This is a genomic window from Pseudomonas sp. GW821-FHT05D12, from assembly GCF_059419825.1.
The window spans coordinates 52,714-72,092 of record NZ_JBWKSN010000004.1; the positions used below are offsets into that span (position 1 = coordinate 52,714).

Genomic DNA, 19,379 nt, shown 5'->3' on the forward strand with positions numbered 1-19,379 from the left:
TCTTCGTCTTCTCCTGCAACTGCAACTGGTTTGCATTAACAGCCGCGTACTTTTGCGATCACAGGACTAGGTTCGACGTGAAAAAACTTGCCGTGAACAACAATAAAATCTCTCGCTGGGCGCCACTCGCGCTGGCGCTTGCTGTCAGCGCTGCGCTGCCGGCCGCCTACGCCGCCGAGGGCATCCACATCCAGGCCCAGCCCCTGGGCGCAGCGCTGAGCCAATTGGGCCAGCAGACGTCCCTGCAAGTGTTTTTCAGCCCGGACATGGTCGCCGGCAAGCAGGCTCCGGCGGTCGACGGCAACCTTTCCCCTGAACAAGCCTTGCGCCAATTGTTGCAAGGCAGCGGCCTGGACTACCAGATCGACGCCGGTTCCGTGACCTTGCGCCCGTTGAACAGCGGCACTGGTGAAGCCGGCTCGCCGCTGGAACTGGGTGCCACCGACATCAAGGTGGTCGGTGACTGGCTCGGCGATGCCAACGCCGAAGTGGTGCAGAACCACCCCGGCGCGCGTACGGTGATCCGCCGCGAAGCCATGGTCGAGCAGGGCGCGATGAACGTTGGTGACGTGTTGCGCCGCGTGCCCGGCGTGCAGGTGCAGGAATCCAACGGCACCGGCGGCAGTGATATTTCCCTCAACGTCGGTGTACGTGGCCTGACGTCGCGCCTGTCGCCGCGCTCCACGGTGCTGATCGACGGCGTACCGGCGGCGTTCGCGCCCTATGGCCAGCCGCAGCTGTCGATGGCGCCGATTTCCGCCGGCAACCTGGACAGCATCGACGTGGTGCGCGGCGCCGGCTCCGTACGTTATGGGCCGCAGAACGTCGGCGGCGTGATCAACTTCGTGACCCGCGCGATCCCCGAGAAATTCTCCGGGGAAGTCGGCAGCACCCTGCAAACGTCCGCCCATGGCGGCTGGAAACACATCGATAACGCCTTCATCGGTGGCACCGCCGACAATGGCATCGGCGTGGCATTGCTGTATTCCGGGGTGAATGGCAACGGCTATCGCAACAGCAACAACTCCAATGACATCGACGACGTGATCTTCAAGACCCACTGGGCGCCGACCGATCAAGACGACTTCTCGCTGAACTTCCACTACTACGACGCCAGCGCCGATATGCCCGGCGGCCTGACCCAGAAGCAGTTCGACGCCAACCCGTATCAATCGGTACGTGACTGGGACAACTTCAGCGGCCGCCGCAAGGACGTGTCCTTCAAGTACATCCGCCAGATCGATGACCGTACCCAGGCCGAAGTCCTCACTTACTATTCCGACAGTTTCCGTGGCAGCAACATCGCCAACCGCGACCTGGGAAGCATCGGCTCCTACCCGCGCACCTACTACACCTTTGGCATCGAGCCGCGGGTGTCTCATGTGTTCGACGTGGGCCCGAGCACCCAGGAAGTCAGCCTGGGTTATCGCTACCTCAAGGAAGGCATGCACGAGCAAGCCACCAGCCTGAAACTGGTCGACAACGTACCGACGCCGGTCGGCTTCAATGATGGCCACGTCTATCAGGATCGCACCGGTGGCACCGAGGCCAATGCTTTCTATATCGACAACAAAATCGATATCGGCAAGTGGACCATCACCCCGGGCATTCGCTTTGAAGACATTCGTACCGAATGGCACGACCGGCCGGTGGTCGGGCTCAAGGGCGAGGCGGTGGCGGAAAAGCGCCGCGAGGTTAACAACAACGAGCCGTTGCCGGCCCTGAGCGTGATGTACCACGTGTCCGATGCCTGGAAACTGTTCGCCAACTACGAAACCTCGTTCGGCAGCCTGCAATACTTCCAGTTGGGCCAGGGCGGCACGGGCGACCAGACCGCCAACGGCCTGAACCCGGAAAAGGCCAAGACCTACGAGGTGGGGACGCGCTACAACGACAACGTGTGGGGCGGCGAGCTGACGTTCTTCTACATCGACTTCTCGGATGAGCTGCAATACGTCAGCAACGACGTGGGCTGGACCAACCTGGGTGCCACCAAGCACACCGGTATCGAAGCGTCGGCCCACTATGACCTGTCGAACCTCGACCCGCGCCTCGACGGCCTGACCGCCAACGCCGGCTTCACCTACACCAAAGCCACCTCGGAAGGTGACGTGCCGTTCAAGGGCCGCGACCTGCCGCTGTACTCCCGTGAAGTGGCGACCCTCGGCCTGCGCTACGACATCAACCACTGGACCCACAACCTGGATGTGTACGCCCAGTCCGGGCAGCGCGCACCGGGGACCACCAGTACCTATATCACCCAGGGCACGGCGGACGGCCAGTACGGTGATATCCCAGGTTATGTCTCGGTCAACGTGCGCAGTGGTTATGACTTCGGCGAGCAATTGTCGAACCTCAAACTGGGCGTCGGCGTGAAGAACGTTTTCGACCAGCAGCACTACACCCGTTCCAGTGATAACAACTCCGGGTTGTACCTGGGCGAGCCACGTACGTTCTTTGTGCAAGCCAGCGTCGGCTTCTGATCCGCATCGGTGGAGGAAAATCGCAGCTCCCTGAGGCTGCGATTTTTTTTGCCTGTTTTTCCTACACCGACACAGCGCATGTTGCTGCTCGCTCAGGAACCAATTCCGACACAGCGCCACACATGGGCTAGCTGATGGGCTTCGACATTGTGGTTGGAGCGACAGGCTGAAAATCGCGCCCACCGTAACGGAGGAACCTATGTCGGTATCGATGCTCGATAAACCCACACCTGCTTCATCAGGCCCTGAACTTTCTCAGGCCAAGTCCAGCCCCCAGGCCAAAGCCCGTGGCCCGGCGCCTGCCGCGCCAACCTTCATGGGGCAAAGCGCTGCAAGCGTCAGCTTCCAGTCTCGAGAAAGCCACGCCGGACCGGTATTCGGCGCGCCTCAGTCGGCCACGGCTACAACGACGTCTGCGGCTGACTCGAGTCGCCATGGCGGCGCAGTGGCGACGTCGAGCGCCTTGGGCCAGATCAAGCATTGGGTGGGCCAATGGTTTGGCGGGCATCGTCCACCCCTGCATCCAGGCTGGGGTAACCCACCACCGAGGCCGCATCCTGGTTGGAGCAATCCACCGCCACGCCCGATGCCGGTCATCAGTAATCCGCCACCCAGGCCTTTTCCCACCGTGCCCGGCGGGCCAGGCCTGGACTACTCGTTAATGAGTCGTAATGAGTTGGCTGCACAGTTGAGTGCCAAATACGGCGCCTTCAGGGACCCCAGGAACCCTGGGTATGTCAGCGTTGACAGTATTCGAGCCATGGCCAATAAGGGCTGGTCGCCTAACCCAGCCGTCAACGAGAACATTCGCCTGGCAAAAGCATTGCTACGGGACCCGGGGCTGATGAGTGCGCTTGATCGTCATGGTTCCACCGGTGCACTCGATGGGCTGATCGACCGGACCAGTCTCAACGCCGTCATCAATGGAACCAACTACTTCCAATTCAAGACTGACAAAGACCTGTTCGGTGAAATGCTCGAACACTACAACCAGCTCAAAGGCCGATTCGGGCGAGACCTGACCGTCAGCGATCTGCGAGAACTGGCTGGCCAAAGCCTTACCGGCGATTCCCCCAAGGATCACCTCATCCAACTGGCCCAGGAAATGTTCAAGCGTACCAATGCGCTCAACCTGGCGAGCTCCGGTAACCGTATCACCCAGGCCATGCTGCGTTATCTATCCCGCTGACCCATGTCCAGGCGCCGCACGCCGGATGCGGTGCCTGGTTCAATTGTTTCAGGAACTGTTTGCGCCAATTTGCCACACAGGCTGTACCTACCGGTTTCAATCAGGCCGGTCGCTTTCAGATTCACAGTGAGGGCTCGCCAATGACATCAACCTCGTTTCGTTCTCCCCAGCCCGGCTGCCAAGAGCTTTTTCGTACCCCGCCTGCAGAGGCGCTGACGGGGGCAGAAACGGATGCCGCAGCGCGGGATCCCATCATTGCATCGAATGCACACGCGGTCGAAACCCAGCGGATGAAAGCTTTTGTCGACCAGCGCAAATTCCAGGCACCCGTCGCGGATGATTTTTCCAGGGGCATGCAGGTCGAGGAAAAGCGCGCCCATGCTGATGCCTCCTCGCTGAAAAACACCGGCCTGCTCAATAGCCTGGCCGCTTGGTGGCGCAAGCAGAAAACCAGTTGATCTGCCGGGTCGACTGACGCCCCTTCGACGGCTCCTTCCCGATCGTTACAAACAATCAAGGTTTACTCGGGTCGATTTGGTCTTTCTCCGGAACCACTGTCTTGCGACCACCACTTAATCGCTGGCTGTTGATTTCGCGGTGTTTTCACCGATCGAACAACCAGAAGCCGATCCGTGGAATCTAACTATGCTGGAGATGAACTATGAGTTTCAGTATCAATAATCCAGGGGGCTTCTTGCCCGGGGTGAATATACCGACGGGGAATGGCCACGCCCGACCAGGGGTAGACGCGCGGGCGCTGGGCAAATCGCTGCCCACTGCACAACCTTACGATAATAAGTTCGCGAACGGTGCCCAGCGGCATTTCGACGGCCAAAACCTCTACGGCGGCATGTCGAGCGCGGGGAACCCTTATGTCAGCTCGGACGACCACCTGTTGGCGACCCAACTGAGTAACGTTTATTCGATGTTGGGTGATTTCAAGAAAGATGGTCGCCTGACCCTGAGCTCATTGACGGACATAGCTAAAGAACAACCCGGCGAGAGTAAGGTCCACGATCGGACAATCATGCTGGCCCGGGAGATACTCAATCGCCCGCGACTGGGCGAGGGCATTGTTGGCAAGGGCGGTGAAATCACCCTGGACAGCCTTGAAAAAGCCACCAGTTTGATTATTGGTAATACCAACCCCAACACCCAGAGCCTCGACCCCTTCCATGCGAAAACCAACGCGCAGGTTGTAGAGGCATTCAGGGGCATGTTTGATGATCTGCGGGACACGTCGGAAGACCGCACCTTCTTTTTCGAGAAGCACCGGTATGTGAAGAAAGATACGATCATCGAGATGAGCAAGGACCCTGACGAAATCGACAAAAATGGTCAGGTGGTGCGGGACATGGCCACTGGGTTCCCGAAGAAAAAATACAGCGAACAGCAAGTATATGTGGCCAAAAACCTGGTCGAACGACCAGGATTGTTGGCCTCGCTGGACAGCACCAAGGCTAACGGAACCAACATCTTCGGCAGCCATAACGATGATGGCTGGTTGAAGAACTACAGCCTCGATCGCTGGTTGAAGAACGACAAGGAAGAAAAGGGCAGATAAATCATGCATGGGCTTCCTGACAGACTCGGGAAGCTCATGTTTTCTTCCTTCATACCCGCAGTATTTTGCCGCTGACCGCCACCACGACCAGCAATCCTCCGATCAACAGGAACGCCGTTGCCAGGCTGCTGCCATGCGCAATGAACCCGATCACGGCAGGCCCGGTCAGAATACCGGCATACCCCAGGGTGGTAATGGCCGGTACGGCAATGTGCTCCGGCATGACGTTCTGCTTGCCGACGGCGGTGTAGAGCACCGGAACGATATTTGAACACCCGGCGCCGACAAGGGCGTAGCCCAGCAACGCCATTTCCCAGGCGGGGGACAGCGTGGCGATAAAGATACCGGCCGCCGCCAGCGCGCCACCGGCGACGATCACCCAGGTCGCGCCCAGGCGCCGCACGATGGCGTCACCGGTCAAGCGCCCGGCCGTCATCGTCAAGGCGAAAGCCGCGTAGCCCAGGCCGGCGTAGGCTTCATCCAGGTCGCGCTCGGCGCTGAGGAACACCGCGCTCCAGTCGAGCACCGCGCCCTCGGCCAGAAACACGATAAAACACAGGCAGCCGATAAACAGCACCACGCCATGGGGAACCGCAAAGGCCGGCCCTGAGCTTTCACTGCCATAGGGCAACAGGTGTGGGCCGGCCTTGAGCAGCGCCACCACCATCACCGCGATCACCACCCAGGTCGCCTGCAAGGGTGACAGGCCGAGCCCGAGCAACCCGGCGACACCGGCCGCACCGACGATCCCTCCCAGGCTGAACAACCCGTGAAACCCCGACATCATGGTTTTTCCGCTGGCTCGCTCGACAATCACCGCCTGCAGGTTGACCGTGGAATCTACCGTGCCCAGGCCGGCACCGAACAGGAACAAGCCAGCCATCAGCAACGGAATCGAAGTGACCGTGGCCAGCATCGGCAGGGCCAGGCAGATCATGATGGTGCCGGCTGTCAGCACCCGCCGGCAGCCAAAGCGCGACGCCAGTGCGCCCGCTGCCGGCATGGCGATGATCGAGCCCACCCCCAGGCACAACAGCAACAGCCCCAGCGTGCCTTCGCTCAGTTGCGCGCGCGCCTTGGCATACGGCACCAAGGGGGCCCAGGCGGCGATACCGAAACCGGCGATGAAGAAGGCGATACGGGTCGACATTTGCTCCAGTCGCCCGGGAACCACGGGCGCTGAGGTGGGGATGGCAGTCATGAAAAATCCTTGGTTTTGCGTTCAACGAACGATGTCCGGCGTGACATCGTTGCACATCAGGCCTTGAGGAGCGAGCCGGGTTCCGTTGGGATGGGCGGTTGGGAATTTTCTTTTTACAGTCGCGGAACGCAATCAAGGTGGGTAACCACACAGGGATTATCGAGTGCGTAGGAGACGGCCTTGAAGGTGTGTAATCCCTGCGGGAACTGGTGAACCCCGGGTCTCTTGCGGTGGATTACCACCTTCCAGGCCGTCTCCCACAAACGTCAGGTTCTGTAATACGCTGCCGAGCGTATAAGCAGGCAACCAGACGGATAAACCGATGAACATTCTCAGGCACGCAGCGCTATGACGCTGTTCTACGACGCACGCGGCAACATCTATGCCGTGGTCAGCCCGGCCTTTTTACGTACCCGAGGCGTGGATGTACCCGACAGTGCGGGCCAGGCAGCGGCTGCGCGCACGGGGTGGACGGCGGCGGCTATCGCGTCCGAGTGTGGCTGGGGGGCGAGTCCCAAGCCTGCGCACGCCAAGGCCCACCGTTGCGATGGCCTGCTGGTCGGGCCGTTTCAGGCTGACCCGCCGTTCGATCTGTTGATCGTCAACACCGATGGCTCGCTAGCCGAGCGCAGTGGCAACGGCTTGACGATCTTCGGCCAGGCGCTCACGGATCAGGGCTTGATGACGCAAGCCTGTGAGTTGCGCGTGCATCACGATAAGTCGGATGTGCCGACGCCCACCGCGACCCGAATCGAACCTGCAGTCCATGAGCAGAAGGCGGGGTTCTGGCTGGCGTTGGGGCTGCCCGAGTTCGGGCCATCGGCCGTGGGCGCGCAGGGGGTTGAATCGACCTTTTTGAATGGCGCTGAAATGAGCCACGTGAGCGAGTTGTCGGCACTCAATGCGCAGTGGGCACGCAGTCAGTTTGTGCGGGTGGGCAATCCCCATTGTGTGACCCTGGTCGAGCAGGTGTCGGGCTTGCCGGACAATCTGCAGATGCAACAGCCAGGGTTGTTCCAGGCGCTGAAGGCGATTGCCTTCGCGCCCCCTGCGGGAGGCGGGCAGCCGTGTGCGGCCGGGGTCAACTTGCAATGGGTTGTACGCGAATCCGCCAATCGGCTTATCGCACGGGTATTCGAGCGGGGCGAAGGGCCTACCGCGTCCTCCGGGACCAGCGCGAGCGCGGTCGCATGTGCGGCGTGGCGTGCGGGGTGGGTCGGGAGTGGTGATGTCACGGTGGTGATGCCGGGTGGCACCGCGCCAGTGCGTTTGCAGGCTCAGGCTGAAACGTTGCTGAGCGTCAGCCTCTTCGGGACGGCCCGCGTGCAGACGTAAGTTTTTCAAACGCCCGACATAGGCATAAGGTGTCGGGCGTTTCTCTATTGCTTAGTTATGCGGGCTAAGTTGTTGTAGGGCATTTCTTGATATTAAGAAGTGGCCATTTGGCTCATGTTTTTATCTTGTAAAAGATACTTCCAGATTCATTGTGCGAAACTTCTTTTTTGTTTTCGCATGGTCTGTCTTTCCCCCGAAATCGCTAAGCTTCAAGGCGTTCAGGTACTTTTTCTCGGCGATCATTCGGCCTTTTGAAGAGAGAAAGTCTTTCAGCGCATGAGTGGATGGCGGGTAACAGCGGATGGTCGAGGCGTTTGTCGAATCACGTTTCAAATTGATTCTTTCAGGTATGAATACCGACTTCCAGGTGCTGGCGTTTAAAGGCACTGAAGTCCTGGATCAGCCGTTTTTCATCCATGTGGAGTTGATCAGTGAAAATCCTTCGGTCGACCTGGAGGAGCTGCTTCACCAGCCAGCCTATCTGGACTTCGCACAGGAGAGCGCAGGCTTGCACGGGCAGGTCTATGCCATTGGCCGGGATGATCCGGGTCGGCGGCTCACCCGCTACCACCTGACCCTTGCACCGCGCCTGGCCAATCTCGCCCATCGGTTCGACCAGCGAATTTTCCAGCACCGCAGCGTGCCGCAGATCATTGCAGCCGTTCTCGAACACCACGGCATCCTGGCGGACGCCTACGTGTTCGAGCTGGGCCCCGTGGTGTATCCGCCACGCACGTTCTGTGTGCAATACGCGGAAAGCGACCTGCACTTCATCCAGCGACTGTGTGAGGAGGAGGGCATTCACTATCATTTTCGCCACAGCGCCGACGCTCACCTCTTGGTATTCGGCGATGACCAGACGGTATTTCGCCGCTTGCCCGCGCAGCGCTACAGCGCGGCCGGCGGGCCACAGGCCGAGGCGCAGGTTATCCAGCGTTTCGATAGGCGCCTGGCCACACGCAGCCAGAAAACCGTGCGCCGCGATCGCGACTTCGAACACCCTGCACTGCGCCTGCAGGAGTACGCGGGGCCAGCCTCGGCGAACCCCCTCGAGGACTATCGCTACCCGGCGGGGTTTACCGGGTATGCCCACGGCCGACGATTGGCGCGTCGGGGGCTGGAGCGTCAGCAACGCGACCGCCATCGGGTGCTCGGCAAGAGCGATCAACCAGCGTTGCGCAGTGGGCATTTCCTCGAGTTGCGCGATCATCCCGATCCCGTGTGCAATGACCTGTGGCTGATCACGTCGGTACGTCATGAGGGGCGTCAACCGCAGGTACTGGAGGAGGCGACCTCAGAGGCTGAGCAATTTACGGGCTACCGCAATCGCTTCACCGCGACACCTTGGCGAGCGGTGCACCGGCCGCCCCTCAACCATTCCAAACCGCTCCTTAACGGCAGCCAGACGGCAACTGTTACCGGGCCTGCCGGTGAAGAGGTCCACTGCGACATGTATGGCCGGGTGAAAGTACGCTTTCATTGGGACCGGCTGGACAAGAACGATGACAAGAGCAGTTGCTGGGTCCGGGTAGCGTCCAGTTGGGCCGGTGACGGATTTGGCGCCATGATGATCCCGCGAGTCGGCATGGAAGTGCTGGTGACGTTTCTTGAAGGTGACCCGGACCAGCCCTTGATCAGCGGTTGCCTGCCGAATGCGGCGAACAGGCCGGCCTATCCGTTGCCGCAGCACAAGACCCGCAGTGTGCTGCGCAGCCGCAGCGTCGTCGGCGACTCAGGTTCCAACGAGCTGTACCTCGAAGACCGGCGTGGCGAAGAACTTATCTACCTGCGGGCCCAGCGCGACCTGGAGCAGCAGGTTGGCCATGACAGCCGTCTGGAGGTGGCGGGGGAGCGACATGAAATCATCCGGGGCTTAAGCACCACTCAGCTGGAAAGCGAGGAGCATCGTCACGTTACCGGTGATCGCAAGGTTGTCCTCAAAGCGAGCGATCACCTGGAGGTGCAGGGTGATAGCCGCACTCACATTGGCCGGACCGTGGTGATCGAAGCTGGGCAACAACTGCAACTGAAGGCGGGTGCCAGTCTGGTTATCCAAGCCGGCGCACAGCTGAGCTTCCAGGCAGGTGGGGAGCACCTGGTGATTCAGGCGGGCGGCATTTTCAGCAGTCGCCCGATCACCCTCGGCGGCTCGCCGTCCGCGATTCAGTCGGCGGCTTCTGGAGAGCACGTGGACGCGCCGAAAGCCAGTGCGGAGCAGGGCGTGATGATGGCCTTGGCGCGCCAGTTGGGGGCCGATTTCTGCCCCGTCTGCGAATGTTGCCGTGAAAGCCCGTGTGATGTTCCGGGGAGGGCTGCTTGATGTCGAGCATCCCAGGCCAATGGATCGCCGAACAGCAGCAGGCCGGACGCCGGCTGTGCCTGATTCTCGAGGGCGACCACACGGCGCATCAACCCCTGCTATCAGTGCGCAGCCTGTTGCAGTATCGCCGCGTCTACGCCGAGACCACCGTGGCGCAATTGGCGCAGACAGGTCCGGTGATCGTGCTGCTGGAGTACATGGACGAGCCCGCCTTACTCAACCTTCTACAAACGCCTGAAACGAACTGGGGCTGGCTGGGCAGCTTGCCGGACGAGGACTTGGTGTGCGTGACAGCCCATTGGCGCGAGCGCCTGTTGATCGGACCGAAGGCCGCCCAGGCGTTGTATCGCTTTCACGACAACCGCACGCTGGCACGCGCATTGGATCATTTGCCGGCGGAGGACTGGCCGGCATTCCTCGGCCCAGTGGTCAGCCTGTGCTACTGGCACGAAGGCGGCTGGCGCTGCCGCGACAATCCAGCCCCCGGTGACTACCTGGTACCCGATCCAGCCCCTTGGCTGAACACGCCAAATCCAAACATCAGGGCCATCCTCCACGCCAATATCCTGCGCTACCTGTTGGCTGAACACAGTGAAGACCTGGCGGCATTGGTGGAATTCCACGACCCGAAAGACTGGTTGAGCCAAGTGCTTGAGCAAGCACGCGCATGGCAGTGGGACAGGCCGCAACAGCTGGAATTTCTCGTCGTGAGGCGCTTGGCAGAAACCATTCGTAGCAGCGTTTTCCAATGGTCGCCAAGGGTGGGTGAAACGCCCGTCGAGCACTTTGACCGCATGGTGAATCAGTGGCGTTTGATGGAGCAGCAGGATGTTTAGGCAAATCTGCAGGGCAGGGCTGGCGCTCTGTGTGATGGGGCTTTGGGGGTGTACGGCGAGGCCGGTGGACAGTTTCACGCTGGAGGTGGACTTGCCGGCGGAATTTGAACTTAAAACGGCCGCCAACTATAGGCCTGCCACAGGAGAGCTCTGCACCTTGCCACGGCGTCGAGGCAAGAGGCCGGAGCGAAAGGTGTTCTTTACCGAGTTCACGCCCGTGGCCAGTCGTGTGAGCTACCAGCTTCCCCTTACTGAAACGGTCGACGGTTGCCCACTGGTATTGCGCAATGTGGCGTTTGATTTCAATGCGAAGTGGGGGAAGCGCAGTACGGATGTCGGCGGGGCTTTTGGCGGCATTTCCATCCGCGATCACTCGGAGAGGGATAGGCCGGGGATGCCGGAATCGGGCGTCCAGGAGCTGTCCGGGCAATGCCAATGGTTGTTTCGAACGGCAGGGCCACAGCACGCGATTATCAAGGTTCTTAAATGCGACCCTTTGAGTGCAGTCGATCCACCGGATAAATCCCGCACGGGCGGTGGTTTGGTACGAGGTGAGCTGGCAGGGAAAAAGGTACGGGTAAAGATAGGCCTGGCCGCCGAGGAACTGCCTTACATGGGCGACAATTGGGTTCGCTTTCCTAATGGATGGAAACGCTGCCTGGGAGACAATTTTGAGGACCTGTACGCTTTCTGCAACGGCAATACCGTCGACTTCAAACCCATAAAAATGCCCGATGGGCGAATTTGCGAGCTATATCCAACTTGTACTGAATAAGGATATCCAGTCATGGTGATAGAACGATCGAAGCACTCTTTTTTCAATGAAAAAATGCCCGTTTGCGCACTGAGTGGCGCTTGGCTGAGCTTCTGTCTGGTGGATGAGTCAGGGGATGGAAAACCCTACGGAGGACTCAGGTATGAAGTTTTTGACAGTGCCGGGGGATGTTACAAAGGGCGTTTGACTGAAGGGGGAGTTGCTAAGTTAGAGGGGCTTTGTAAAGGACCCGTCGTGTTGGTTTTTGATGCTTCATCCGAAACGCGAGTTGGCTATTATTCGACATTGCAGCAGCGTAAAACCTACCCATTACCCATCACTGACTTGCAGATCCGCGCTGAACAAACACGCTTCTCAAACACGAATGGCCGCCCAACCGAGCGTCACCCTGCCGGGAATAAAGCAGACCAGTTTTATCAGGTAGAAGTCAGCGATCTGGTTCGGCATATCGCGCATCTTCCCCCGGTGACACCCACGCCCCACCGCCCCAAGCGTCACGCACTGAAAATGATGGCCGACCTGGGCTTCGGCCCACCCCAGCCTAGCTTCGCGGGAGTCGTGCTGTTCCCCGACAGGCACACTGTCCTCGAAGTGCGCCCGTTGCGAGCCCTGCGCCCGATCCTGTCCACGCAAGACGAATTCTGTGCCTTGAACCTGTATCAATTGGCCTTGTTCGCGGCGTTGAGTTACTGCGATTTCGGTCAGGCACCGCCGAATCATCCCGTGGATGAAGTTCATTTTCCACTCGATCCCAGTGTCGGAAATCTATTCGCCGAGCAGTTGGCGGGCTACCAGGAAGCCTGGCGGATCGACCCGGACCACCCGCAGCGCTTTTATCCGCTCTATGAGGACGTACCTTATTCCCGGCGATTCGAGATCCTGCCTTTTGATCCTGAGTTGTACCCACAAAATCGTCCGGCGCTTGGGGACGAGCAGGAGCACCCCGCGCGCTTACACTTTTTCGATGATGAAAAATTCGGCACTGACACCCAGGCCTTCATCACTCACCACGAGGAGGTGATCCTGATTTCCGTGCGAGGCACCGTCAGCAATGCAGACGTACTGCGGGATGCGAACGCCCATCAGGTGGCGTTCGCCGATGGTGTCGGCAAGGCCCATGAAGGTTTTTATCAGGCTTATCGGGCCATGCGTGATTTCGTGCTGCATTACCTCGGCCAATTTCACATCGGGCAACGCGTGATCATTTGCGGCCATAGCCTTGGAGGGGCAATAGCGTTGCTGCTGGCAGAAGGGCTGCGCCGTACTCCCGATCGTACCTACAACATCCTTCTCTACACCTACGGCGCCCCCCGTGCCGCGGATGCCGAGTTCACCCACGGCGCTTCGACCCTCGTCCACCACCGTATCGTCAACCACAACGACCCGGTGCCCAGCGTCCCGGCACCGTGGATGAACACCACCGCAAAACTCTGGGTTCCCGGCGCCATCACGCTATTCAGCCTGCCCACACCGGGCGGGCTGCTGTTCGCGGCTGGCCTGGTGCGTTTTGGCGGTAACCCCTACCAGCACCATGGTGAGCAGCAACACTTCATGCCGATCGTGCTGCCGGATGGCACGCACTCTTCCGTGTTGTGGAAGCCGGGTTGCGAGTCGATCCAGGAAGCCGGCTGCAATCGTGCGCTGCAACTTCATGGCGACATGCCTGATCGTGACAACCTGTTAAAACAGCTGTTCCAGGCCAGTCAGCACTTCATGACCGCAAGCTACATTCCTGCCGCTTGGGCGACGTTGCGCCGCTGGCAACAAGCCGTCGACAGCAATAGCCCGCTGGTGACCGCGCGGGAGTTCGAATGGCTCGACCATGCGCTGGAGACCATGCGTCAGCAACTGCGCGACAAACGCCGCGAGCTCGCCCGTCGCCAGCCGATCAACGCCCGTGCCTATGAGCACCACGAGCCGTTGAACGCCGAGATCGACCGTTTGCACACCAGCCGCGAGCGCCTCGAAACCCTGCGCTGGCGACGCCTGGAAGCGCGCGATGTCTACGGCAGTCAGGCCCAGGCCGCCCACTTGCAACCCAGCCTCAAGCGTTGGTTCAGCCACCGTGAAAACCACGCGCTGCCGCAAGTCGCGAGCATCCCTGCTCCCACGCAAACTGAGTGGGGCAGGGCGCAGCCGCTGGATATCGACGCCATCGTTTGAGCCGGGCCTTTACATAAACTCCACTTGGGCGGGCTGACGTTTCATCAACACTTGGCCATTGCGAATCGAGTACAGCGGCAGGCCCTGGCTGCGAATGACTTCGTAGTCGCTGTTGGCCGAGAGGATCAACAGGTTGGCCGAGCGCCCCGCTTCAAGGCCGTAACGGTCACCCAGGGCCATGGCCTTGGCGCTGTTGTCGGTCACCAGGTCGAGTGCGCTCTGCAGGTTACGGTAGCCGAGCATATGGCAGATATGCAGCCCGGCTTCCAGCACGCGCAGGATATTGCCGTTGCCCAGCGGGTACCACGGATCGACGATGGAGTCCTGGCCGAAACACACGTTCATGCCGGCTTCCAGCAGCTCGTTGACCCGGGTCACGCCACGACGTTTCGGGAAGGTGTCGAAGCGGCCTTGCAGATGGATGCTCTCGGTGGGACAGGAGACGAAGCTGATGCCCGAGTGCCCCAGCAGGCGGAAAAGTTTGGCGCAGTAGGCGTTGTCGTAGGAGCCCATGGCCGTGGTGTGACTGGCGGTGACGCGGGCGCCCATGTCGCGGCTGCGGGCTTCTTCGGCCAGCACCTCGAGAAAGCGCGAGTGCGGGTCGTCGGTTTCGTCGCAGTGCACATCCACCAGGCAACCCGTGCGTTCGGCCAGGTCCATCAGGAACTTCACCGAGCTCACACCCTGGTCGCGGGTGTATTCAAAGTGCGGGATGCCGCCGATTACGTCAGCGCCGAGGCGAATGGCTTCTTCCATCAGCTCGCGGCCATTGCGATACGACTCGATGCCTTCCTGGGGAAAGGCGACGATCTGCAGGTCGATCAGGTGCGTGCTTTCTTCGCGCACTTCGAGCATGGCCTGGAGCGCGGTGAGATCCGGGTCGGTGACGTCGACGTGCGTGCGCACGTGCTGGATACCGTGGGCGGCCAGGGCCTGAATGGTCTTTTTGGCGCGAGTCTTGGTGTCTTCCTGGGTGATGGTGGCTTTGCGCTCACCCCAGCATTCGATGCCCTCGAACAGGGTGCCGCTCATGTTCCAGCGCGGCTCGCCAGCGGTCAGGGTGGCATCGAGGTGAATGTGCGGTTCGACAAAGGGCGGGATCACCAGGTTGCCGCCGGCGTCGAGGTCGTCGACGCCGACTGCGGGCACGCTGGTTTGCGCGGTGATGCTGGCGATCCGGCCGTGTTCCAGGTGCAGATCATGCAGGCCTTCACGGTTGCGCAGGCGGGCGTTGATGATGTGCATGGGCAAGTTCCTCTTGGATAACAACAATCAGGCAGACAGCCGCCAGATCATCAGGGCGATACCGATGTCCAGGCGGTCGTAGGCATTCTCCAGCGTCAGGCCACACAGGGCTTCGATTCGCTGGACGCGGTGTGTCAGGGTATTGCGGTGCACGGCGAGGCGCTGGGCCGCGGCCACAAGGTTACCATTCTCATGAAACCAGGCCTCCAGGGTCGGCATCAGGCTGGGGCCATGGTGCAGGTCGTGGCGCAGCAGCGGGCCCAGGCGTTCATTCAGGAACTGGTCGAGCAGCGCGCGATCACGCACACCGCTGAGCAGCTTGAGCACCCCCAGTTCGTCATACACGCAGAGCCCGGCGCGTTCGCTGAACCGGCGTGCCGCCGTCAACGCCTGGCGCGCCTCATCGTGAGCCTGGGCCAGGCGAGCAGGTGGGTGCGCGGCAGCGCTCAGGCCGATAAACACTTTCAGCGGCGCCAGGCGCAGGTTCAGCGGGTTCAGCCAGTTGACCAGTTGCTGGCGATTGGCCAAGGCGGCGACGGCATCCGCGGCCGGCAGCAGCAGCGTCCACTGTCCGGCGCGGCCGAGTACCGGCAACACCGGCGACAGCTGGCGCAAGCGTCGACTGATGGCGTCGTGCTGCCGGGCCAACTGGGCCTCCACCTGCGCCGCGTCGTCCTGGGCAAACAGCAACTCGCTGCCTTCGAGCTGCAGTTGGGCCACCTGCCAGTGCCCGGCCAGCGACATGCCCAATTGCACGGCGCGGTGCAGCAATAGATCCAGGGATTGGTAATCGCCGGTCAGCAAACGCTCGAGTACATCGTGGCGCGAGCGGCCCAATTGTTCGGATTGAATCAACGCCGAACCGATCGCCTGGGTGACCAGCACCATCTTCAGCGAGTAGGGCTGCTCGATCAGCGGCATACCGGCGGCCTCGGCGGCGTCGAGTAAGCGCTGGGGTATCGCCTGGATATACGCCGGCCCCGTCAGGATCACCAAGCCGGCCACCTGCCGCTGACAGGCTTCATCCAGCAGTTGCAGCAAGTTGGCTTCATCCCGAGGGTGATTGATACCGGTGACGAACACCAGCTCACCGCCCAGCACCCACTCGGCGATCCCGCTGTTTTCCGCCACATACGGCCAGCGTACGACGTTGTCCAGGCCTGCCTCTGCGGCGCGCAGACGCATGGACGCAAGACCCGGCAAGGCCAGTACATCGGCAATCGTCAGGCTCATGCCGGGGCATCAGCCAGCGGTGCGCGAGCGCGCAGCACGGAGGTCAGCAGCATGTAAGTCAGCGATGCGGCCACGATGCCCACCAACGGCGCGACCCACGGCGAATTGAACGCCAGCACGGTGCCCACCGCATACGCGGCCAGCCCCGGCCAATTGAAAGCCGGCAGGCGTGCATCTGCCAGGCGCGGGTAGTGGCCGCGCCAGCGGTAGAAGAAGTCCGCCATGATGACCCCGCCGATCGGTGGAATCACGGTGCCCAGCAGAATCAGGTAGGGCACCAGCATGTCGTACATGCCCAGCAGCGCCAGCAGGGTGCCGATCACTGCTCCCGCCAGGGTCACGGTCTTGCGGCGTTTGGTGCGCAACAGGTTGCAGCCGGCCACGGCGAAGTTGTAGATGGTGTTGTCCTGGGTGCTCCAGATATTCAGCAACAGCATGGCCATTGCTGCCATGGCGAAGCCTTGCAGCAGCAACACTTCCACCACGTCGGGCTGTTGGTAGACGATCGCGCCATAGGCACCGATCAGCACCATCAAGCCATTGCCGACGAAGAAACCGATCAGGCTGGCCAGCACCGCGACCCGGGCCGAGCGCGAGAACCGCGTCCAATTGGTCGCCTGCGTCGCGCCGCTGACAAAAGTGCCGAATACCAGCGTGATCGCGGTGGACAGGTCCAGCTCAGCGGTCGGCACCACCGCCAGCAGTCCGTCCAACCCGCCGACTTTTACCGTGGCCACCCACATCGACAGAAACAGCAGGATGCCCATGGCCGGTACCGCGATGTAGGAAAGAATCTCCAACCCGCGATAACCCACGTAGGCGGTGGCACAAAACACCAGGCCGAACAGCACCATCAATGCCAGCACACTGCCCTGGCTCAGTTCGAAATACTTGCCAAGCACCACGGCGGCGGTGGCGGTGCCCCAGGCATACCAGCCAATCTGAGTGAAACCGAGGATCAAGTCGCTGAGTTTGCTGCCCACTTCGCCAAAGCAGAAGCGCCCCATCAACACGGAGTTCAACCCGCTCTTGAACGCGATGTAACCCAGGCCTGCGGCGTAAATACCCAGCAGCAGGTTACCCAGCGCCACCACGCCGAGCATATCGGTGAAGCTGAACGCGACCCCCAGCTTGCCGCCGGCGAACATGGTCGCGGTAAAAAAGGTGAAGCCCAGCAGCACCATGGCGGTAGACGCCAGGCCTTTGCGCGCATGCATGGGGACTTCGCTTAAGGGGTAGTCGTTGCCCGGTTCTTGCTGCGTCATGTCGGTACTCCCTGAATGAGTGACGCAGGCGTATTGCACCGCGCGTGCCAAATCACTCCCAGTGACAGGCGCACGGTCTGCACTGTGCAGCATGCACAGTATTTATAGCCAAACAGGCATAAAAAGCGGGCGAGGGTGTTCGCTGTGCCCAGTCAGGCACGAAAGCGGTGCAGCCGTGATACAAATTGGATCAGTCGAACAGCGTGTGGGTGGTTTCGCCGCGATGAAAGGCAAATGCCGCCGCCAGATCACTCTCGATGGTGCGCCCCCGGGACAGCGGCGGCAGATCATCCAGGGCGAAAAAGCCCACGTCGGTGGTCTCGAACCCGGCCATTGGCGCCGCTTGGTCCACCCGTTCACACAGGAAATACAGCTTGTAGAAGTCGCGCACATCCGGCCGATACAAACCCTTGGCCTTGTGGGTGACGCTGTACAGTGCCCGCGCGGTAACGCTCAAGCCGGCTTCCTCGCGGATTTCCTTGATGATGTTTTCCGCTGCCGACAAGCCGATATCGGCATAACCGCCCGGCAGCGCCCAGCAGCCATCGGTCAGTTCGCGCACCAGCAGAATCCGGTCGCCCTCAATGACCGCGCCGCGCACGTCGATCATTGGCGTGGAATAGCGCTGGGCAAAATCCGACACCAAGCCGGTGATGCGCTCCAGCGGCACGTTACCGAGTTGCGCCAACATGCTGTGGGCAATCTCGGCGATTTCCTCCAGGCGCTCGCGTTCGAAATCATCGGTGCAAAAATGCAGGCCCGTGGAGGCCAGCGCCTGCAGGCGTTTGGCTTGGGCCAGCCAGGTGTTTTCCATGCCTGTCTCCTAAAGGTGCTTGGCCATGTACACCCGGCGCAGGCCCTGTTCCTCGGCCCGGTGGGTTTCCACGTAACCCCGGCGGGTGTACAGCGCAAGGTTCTCGGTCATGGCTTCATTGGTGTAGAGGCGTATGGCGCTGTAACCCGCGTCGATGGCCTGGCGTTCGGCGAAGTCCATCAATACGCGGCTAAGACCAAGGCCCTGGGCCTGCGGGGCGACCGCCAGGTTATCCAGCAGCAGGGCGCTGTCGGTGTCTTGCAGGATGATAAAACCCTGGATCTGCCCGTCGTTGTCCAGTACATGCACACCACCGACCTCGACTCGCCGGCCGTAGTCTTCAAGCATCGGCCCGGGTTTGCGGCCGATACGCTCGATGTACGGTGAATAAGCGGCCTCGACGATGGCTTCAATGGCGGCAACATCATGGGGCGTGGCGGGGCGCAGCATTGCGGCGTGCTCCTGGTCGGCTGGAGCCACGACTGTAAGGGAGCAGGGCATAAAAAAACCACCGCCAGGGTGGTTTTTTCATCTCGCCGGCTTACTCGCCGCGATAGATGCAGCCGCTGGTGCAGGTTTCATGGATGCGGATCGCACTGAGTTCCGGCAGCAGGGGTTTGAGCTCATTCCAGATCCATTTGGCCAACACTTCGCTGGTCGGGTTTTCCAGGCCGGGGATGTCGTTGAGGTAGTTGTGGTCGAGGCGTTCGTAGAGCGGCTTGAAAATCGCCTTGATCTCCGAGAAGTCGCGAATCCAGCCGGTATGCGGATCCAGGTCGCCGCTCAGGTGGATCGCCACCTTGAACGAATGCCCGTGCAGGCGCCCGCATTTGTGGCCTTCGGGTACGTGGGGCAGGCGGTGGGCGGACTCGAAGGTAAACTCTTTGAAGATTTCCACAGTATTTTCAGCTCGGTCAGTATCTGGCAGGCGGCGAGTTTAACAGTTTGATTCGCCG

General features: G+C 60.8%; 16 protein-coding genes. 9 read left to right on the forward strand and 7 right to left on the reverse strand.

The annotated features are described in order from the left end of the window. Positions 1-77 precede the first annotated feature (77 nt). From AC07SI_RS08305 to AC07SI_RS08320, 4 genes are all read left to right on the forward strand, one after another. A complete protein-coding gene (locus tag AC07SI_RS08305) occupies positions 78-2,483 on the forward strand; it encodes a TonB-dependent siderophore receptor (protein ID WP_120448062.1) in 2,406 nt (801 codons plus the stop codon). 199 nt (positions 2,484-2,682) lie between these two features. Further along, a complete protein-coding gene (locus AC07SI_RS08310) occupies positions 2,683-3,672 on the forward strand; it encodes a type III secretion effector protein (protein WP_495005519.1) in 990 nt (329 codons plus the stop codon). Between the two features lie 59 nt (positions 3,673-3,731). Further along, positions 3,732-4,130, forward strand: coding sequence for a type III secretion protein (locus AC07SI_RS08315; protein WP_256595130.1), 399 nt, complete (start codon positions 3,732-3,734; stop codon positions 4,128-4,130). Positions 4,131-4,333: 203 nt separating this feature from the next. Next, positions 4,334-5,236, forward strand: a complete 903-nt coding sequence (locus AC07SI_RS08320) for a hypothetical protein (protein ID WP_495005520.1) — start codon at positions 4,334-4,336, stop codon at positions 5,234-5,236. Between the two features lie 49 nt (positions 5,237-5,285). Here the strand turns inward: AC07SI_RS08320 and AC07SI_RS08325 are convergent, their stop codons facing one another. Further along, positions 5,286-6,437: an MFS transporter gene (locus AC07SI_RS08325; protein ID WP_065907177.1), complete on the reverse strand. Its 1,152-nt coding sequence runs from the start codon at positions 6,435-6,437 to the stop codon at positions 5,286-5,288. Between the two features lie 348 nt (positions 6,438-6,785). Between AC07SI_RS08325 and AC07SI_RS08330 the strand changes: the two genes are divergently transcribed. From AC07SI_RS08330 to AC07SI_RS08350, 5 genes are all read left to right on the forward strand, one after another. Next, positions 6,786-7,772: a diaminopimelate epimerase gene (locus tag AC07SI_RS08330; protein ID WP_495005521.1), complete on the forward strand. Its 987-nt coding sequence runs from the start codon at positions 6,786-6,788 to the stop codon at positions 7,770-7,772. A gap of 301 nt (positions 7,773-8,073) precedes the next feature. Then, entirely contained in the window at positions 8,074-10,092 is a 2,019-nt protein-coding gene (locus tag AC07SI_RS08335) for a type VI secretion system Vgr family protein (RefSeq protein ID WP_495005522.1), read from the forward strand. After that, positions 10,092-10,928 (forward strand): DUF4123 domain-containing protein, encoded by an 837-nt coding sequence (locus AC07SI_RS08340; protein ID WP_495005523.1) that lies wholly within the window; start codon positions 10,092-10,094, stop codon positions 10,926-10,928. Before AC07SI_RS08335 ends, AC07SI_RS08340 begins: the two co-directional genes overlap by 1 nt. Beyond that, on the forward strand, positions 10,921-11,703 hold the full coding sequence (locus AC07SI_RS08345; RefSeq protein WP_495005524.1) for a hypothetical protein: 783 nt from the start codon (positions 10,921-10,923) through the stop codon (positions 11,701-11,703). The genes AC07SI_RS08340 and AC07SI_RS08345 overlap by 8 nt, the downstream gene beginning before the upstream one ends. A gap of 12 nt (positions 11,704-11,715) precedes the next feature. After that, a complete protein-coding gene (locus AC07SI_RS08350; RefSeq protein WP_495005525.1) occupies positions 11,716-13,866 on the forward strand; it encodes a lipase family protein in 2,151 nt (716 codons plus the stop codon). Positions 13,867-13,875: 9 nt separating this feature from the next. Here AC07SI_RS08350 and codA read toward each other — a convergent pair whose 3' ends face one another. The 6 genes from codA to queD all read right to left on the reverse strand — a co-directional run bounded on the left by codA (position 13,876) and on the right by queD (position 19,321). Further along, positions 13,876-15,111 carry a cytosine deaminase gene (codA, locus tag AC07SI_RS08355; protein ID WP_495005526.1) on the reverse strand — a complete coding sequence of 412 codons (1,236 nt, stop codon included), beginning with the start codon at positions 15,109-15,111 and terminating at the stop codon, positions 13,876-13,878. Positions 15,112-15,138: 27 nt separating this feature from the next. Further along, positions 15,139-16,344 carry a PucR family transcriptional regulator gene (locus tag AC07SI_RS08360; RefSeq protein ID WP_065907163.1) on the reverse strand — a complete coding sequence of 402 codons (1,206 nt, stop codon included), beginning with the start codon at positions 16,342-16,344 and terminating at the stop codon, positions 15,139-15,141. Further along, positions 16,341-17,609: a cytosine permease gene (codB, locus tag AC07SI_RS08365; protein WP_120448070.1), complete on the reverse strand. Its 1,269-nt coding sequence runs from the start codon at positions 17,607-17,609 to the stop codon at positions 16,341-16,343. Before codB ends, AC07SI_RS08360 begins: the two co-directional genes overlap by 4 nt. A 190-nt stretch (positions 17,610-17,799) precedes the next feature. Beyond that, positions 17,800-18,423 carry an NUDIX hydrolase gene (locus AC07SI_RS08370; RefSeq protein ID WP_065907157.1) on the reverse strand — a complete coding sequence of 208 codons (624 nt, stop codon included), beginning with the start codon at positions 18,421-18,423 and terminating at the stop codon, positions 17,800-17,802. A gap of 9 nt (positions 18,424-18,432) precedes the next feature. Next, complete coding sequence (locus AC07SI_RS08375) at positions 18,433-18,873, reverse strand: GNAT family N-acetyltransferase (RefSeq protein ID WP_495005527.1); 441 nt, start codon at positions 18,871-18,873, stop codon at positions 18,433-18,435. Positions 18,874-18,964: 91 nt separating this feature from the next. Beyond that, a complete protein-coding gene (gene queD / locus AC07SI_RS08380) occupies positions 18,965-19,321 on the reverse strand; it encodes a 6-carboxytetrahydropterin synthase QueD (protein WP_003190259.1) in 357 nt (118 codons plus the stop codon). Positions 19,322-19,379 lie beyond the last annotated feature (58 nt).

Excerpts from the sequence above, each read along its gene's own strand:
- AC07SI_RS08375 (WP_495005527.1), bottom strand. The coding sequence starts at position 18,873 with ATGCTGCGCCCCGCCACGCCCCATGATGTTGCCGCCATTGAAGCCATC.
- AC07SI_RS08345 (WP_495005524.1), top strand. The coding sequence starts at position 10,921 with ATGTTTAGGCAAATCTGCAGGGCAGGGCTGGCGCTCTGTGTGATGGGG.
- AC07SI_RS08340 (WP_495005523.1), top strand. The coding sequence starts at position 10,092 with ATGTCGAGCATCCCAGGCCAATGGATCGCCGAACAGCAGCAGGCCGGA.
- AC07SI_RS08370 (WP_065907157.1), bottom strand. The coding sequence starts at position 18,423 with ATGGAAAACACCTGGCTGGCCCAAGCCAAACGCCTGCAGGCGCTGGCC.
- AC07SI_RS08335 (WP_495005522.1), top strand. The coding sequence starts at position 8,074 with ATGGTCGAGGCGTTTGTCGAATCACGTTTCAAATTGATTCTTTCAGGT.
- AC07SI_RS08320 (WP_495005520.1), top strand. The coding sequence starts at position 4,334 with ATGAGTTTCAGTATCAATAATCCAGGGGGCTTCTTGCCCGGGGTGAAT.
- AC07SI_RS08360 (WP_065907163.1), bottom strand. The coding sequence starts at position 16,344 with ATGAGCCTGACGATTGCCGATGTACTGGCCTTGCCGGGTCTTGCGTCC.
- AC07SI_RS08350 (WP_495005525.1), top strand. The coding sequence starts at position 11,716 with ATGGTGATAGAACGATCGAAGCACTCTTTTTTCAATGAAAAAATGCCC.
- AC07SI_RS08330 (WP_495005521.1), top strand. The coding sequence starts at position 6,786 with ATGACGCTGTTCTACGACGCACGCGGCAACATCTATGCCGTGGTCAGC.
- codB (WP_120448070.1), bottom strand. The coding sequence starts at position 17,609 with ATGACGCAGCAAGAACCGGGCAACGACTACCCCTTAAGCGAAGTCCCC.
- AC07SI_RS08310 (WP_495005519.1), top strand. The coding sequence starts at position 2,683 with ATGTCGGTATCGATGCTCGATAAACCCACACCTGCTTCATCAGGCCCT.
- codA (WP_495005526.1), bottom strand. The coding sequence starts at position 15,111 with ATGCACATCATCAACGCCCGCCTGCGCAACCGTGAAGGCCTGCATGAT.
- AC07SI_RS08325 (WP_065907177.1), bottom strand. The coding sequence starts at position 6,437 with ATGACTGCCATCCCCACCTCAGCGCCCGTGGTTCCCGGGCGACTGGAG.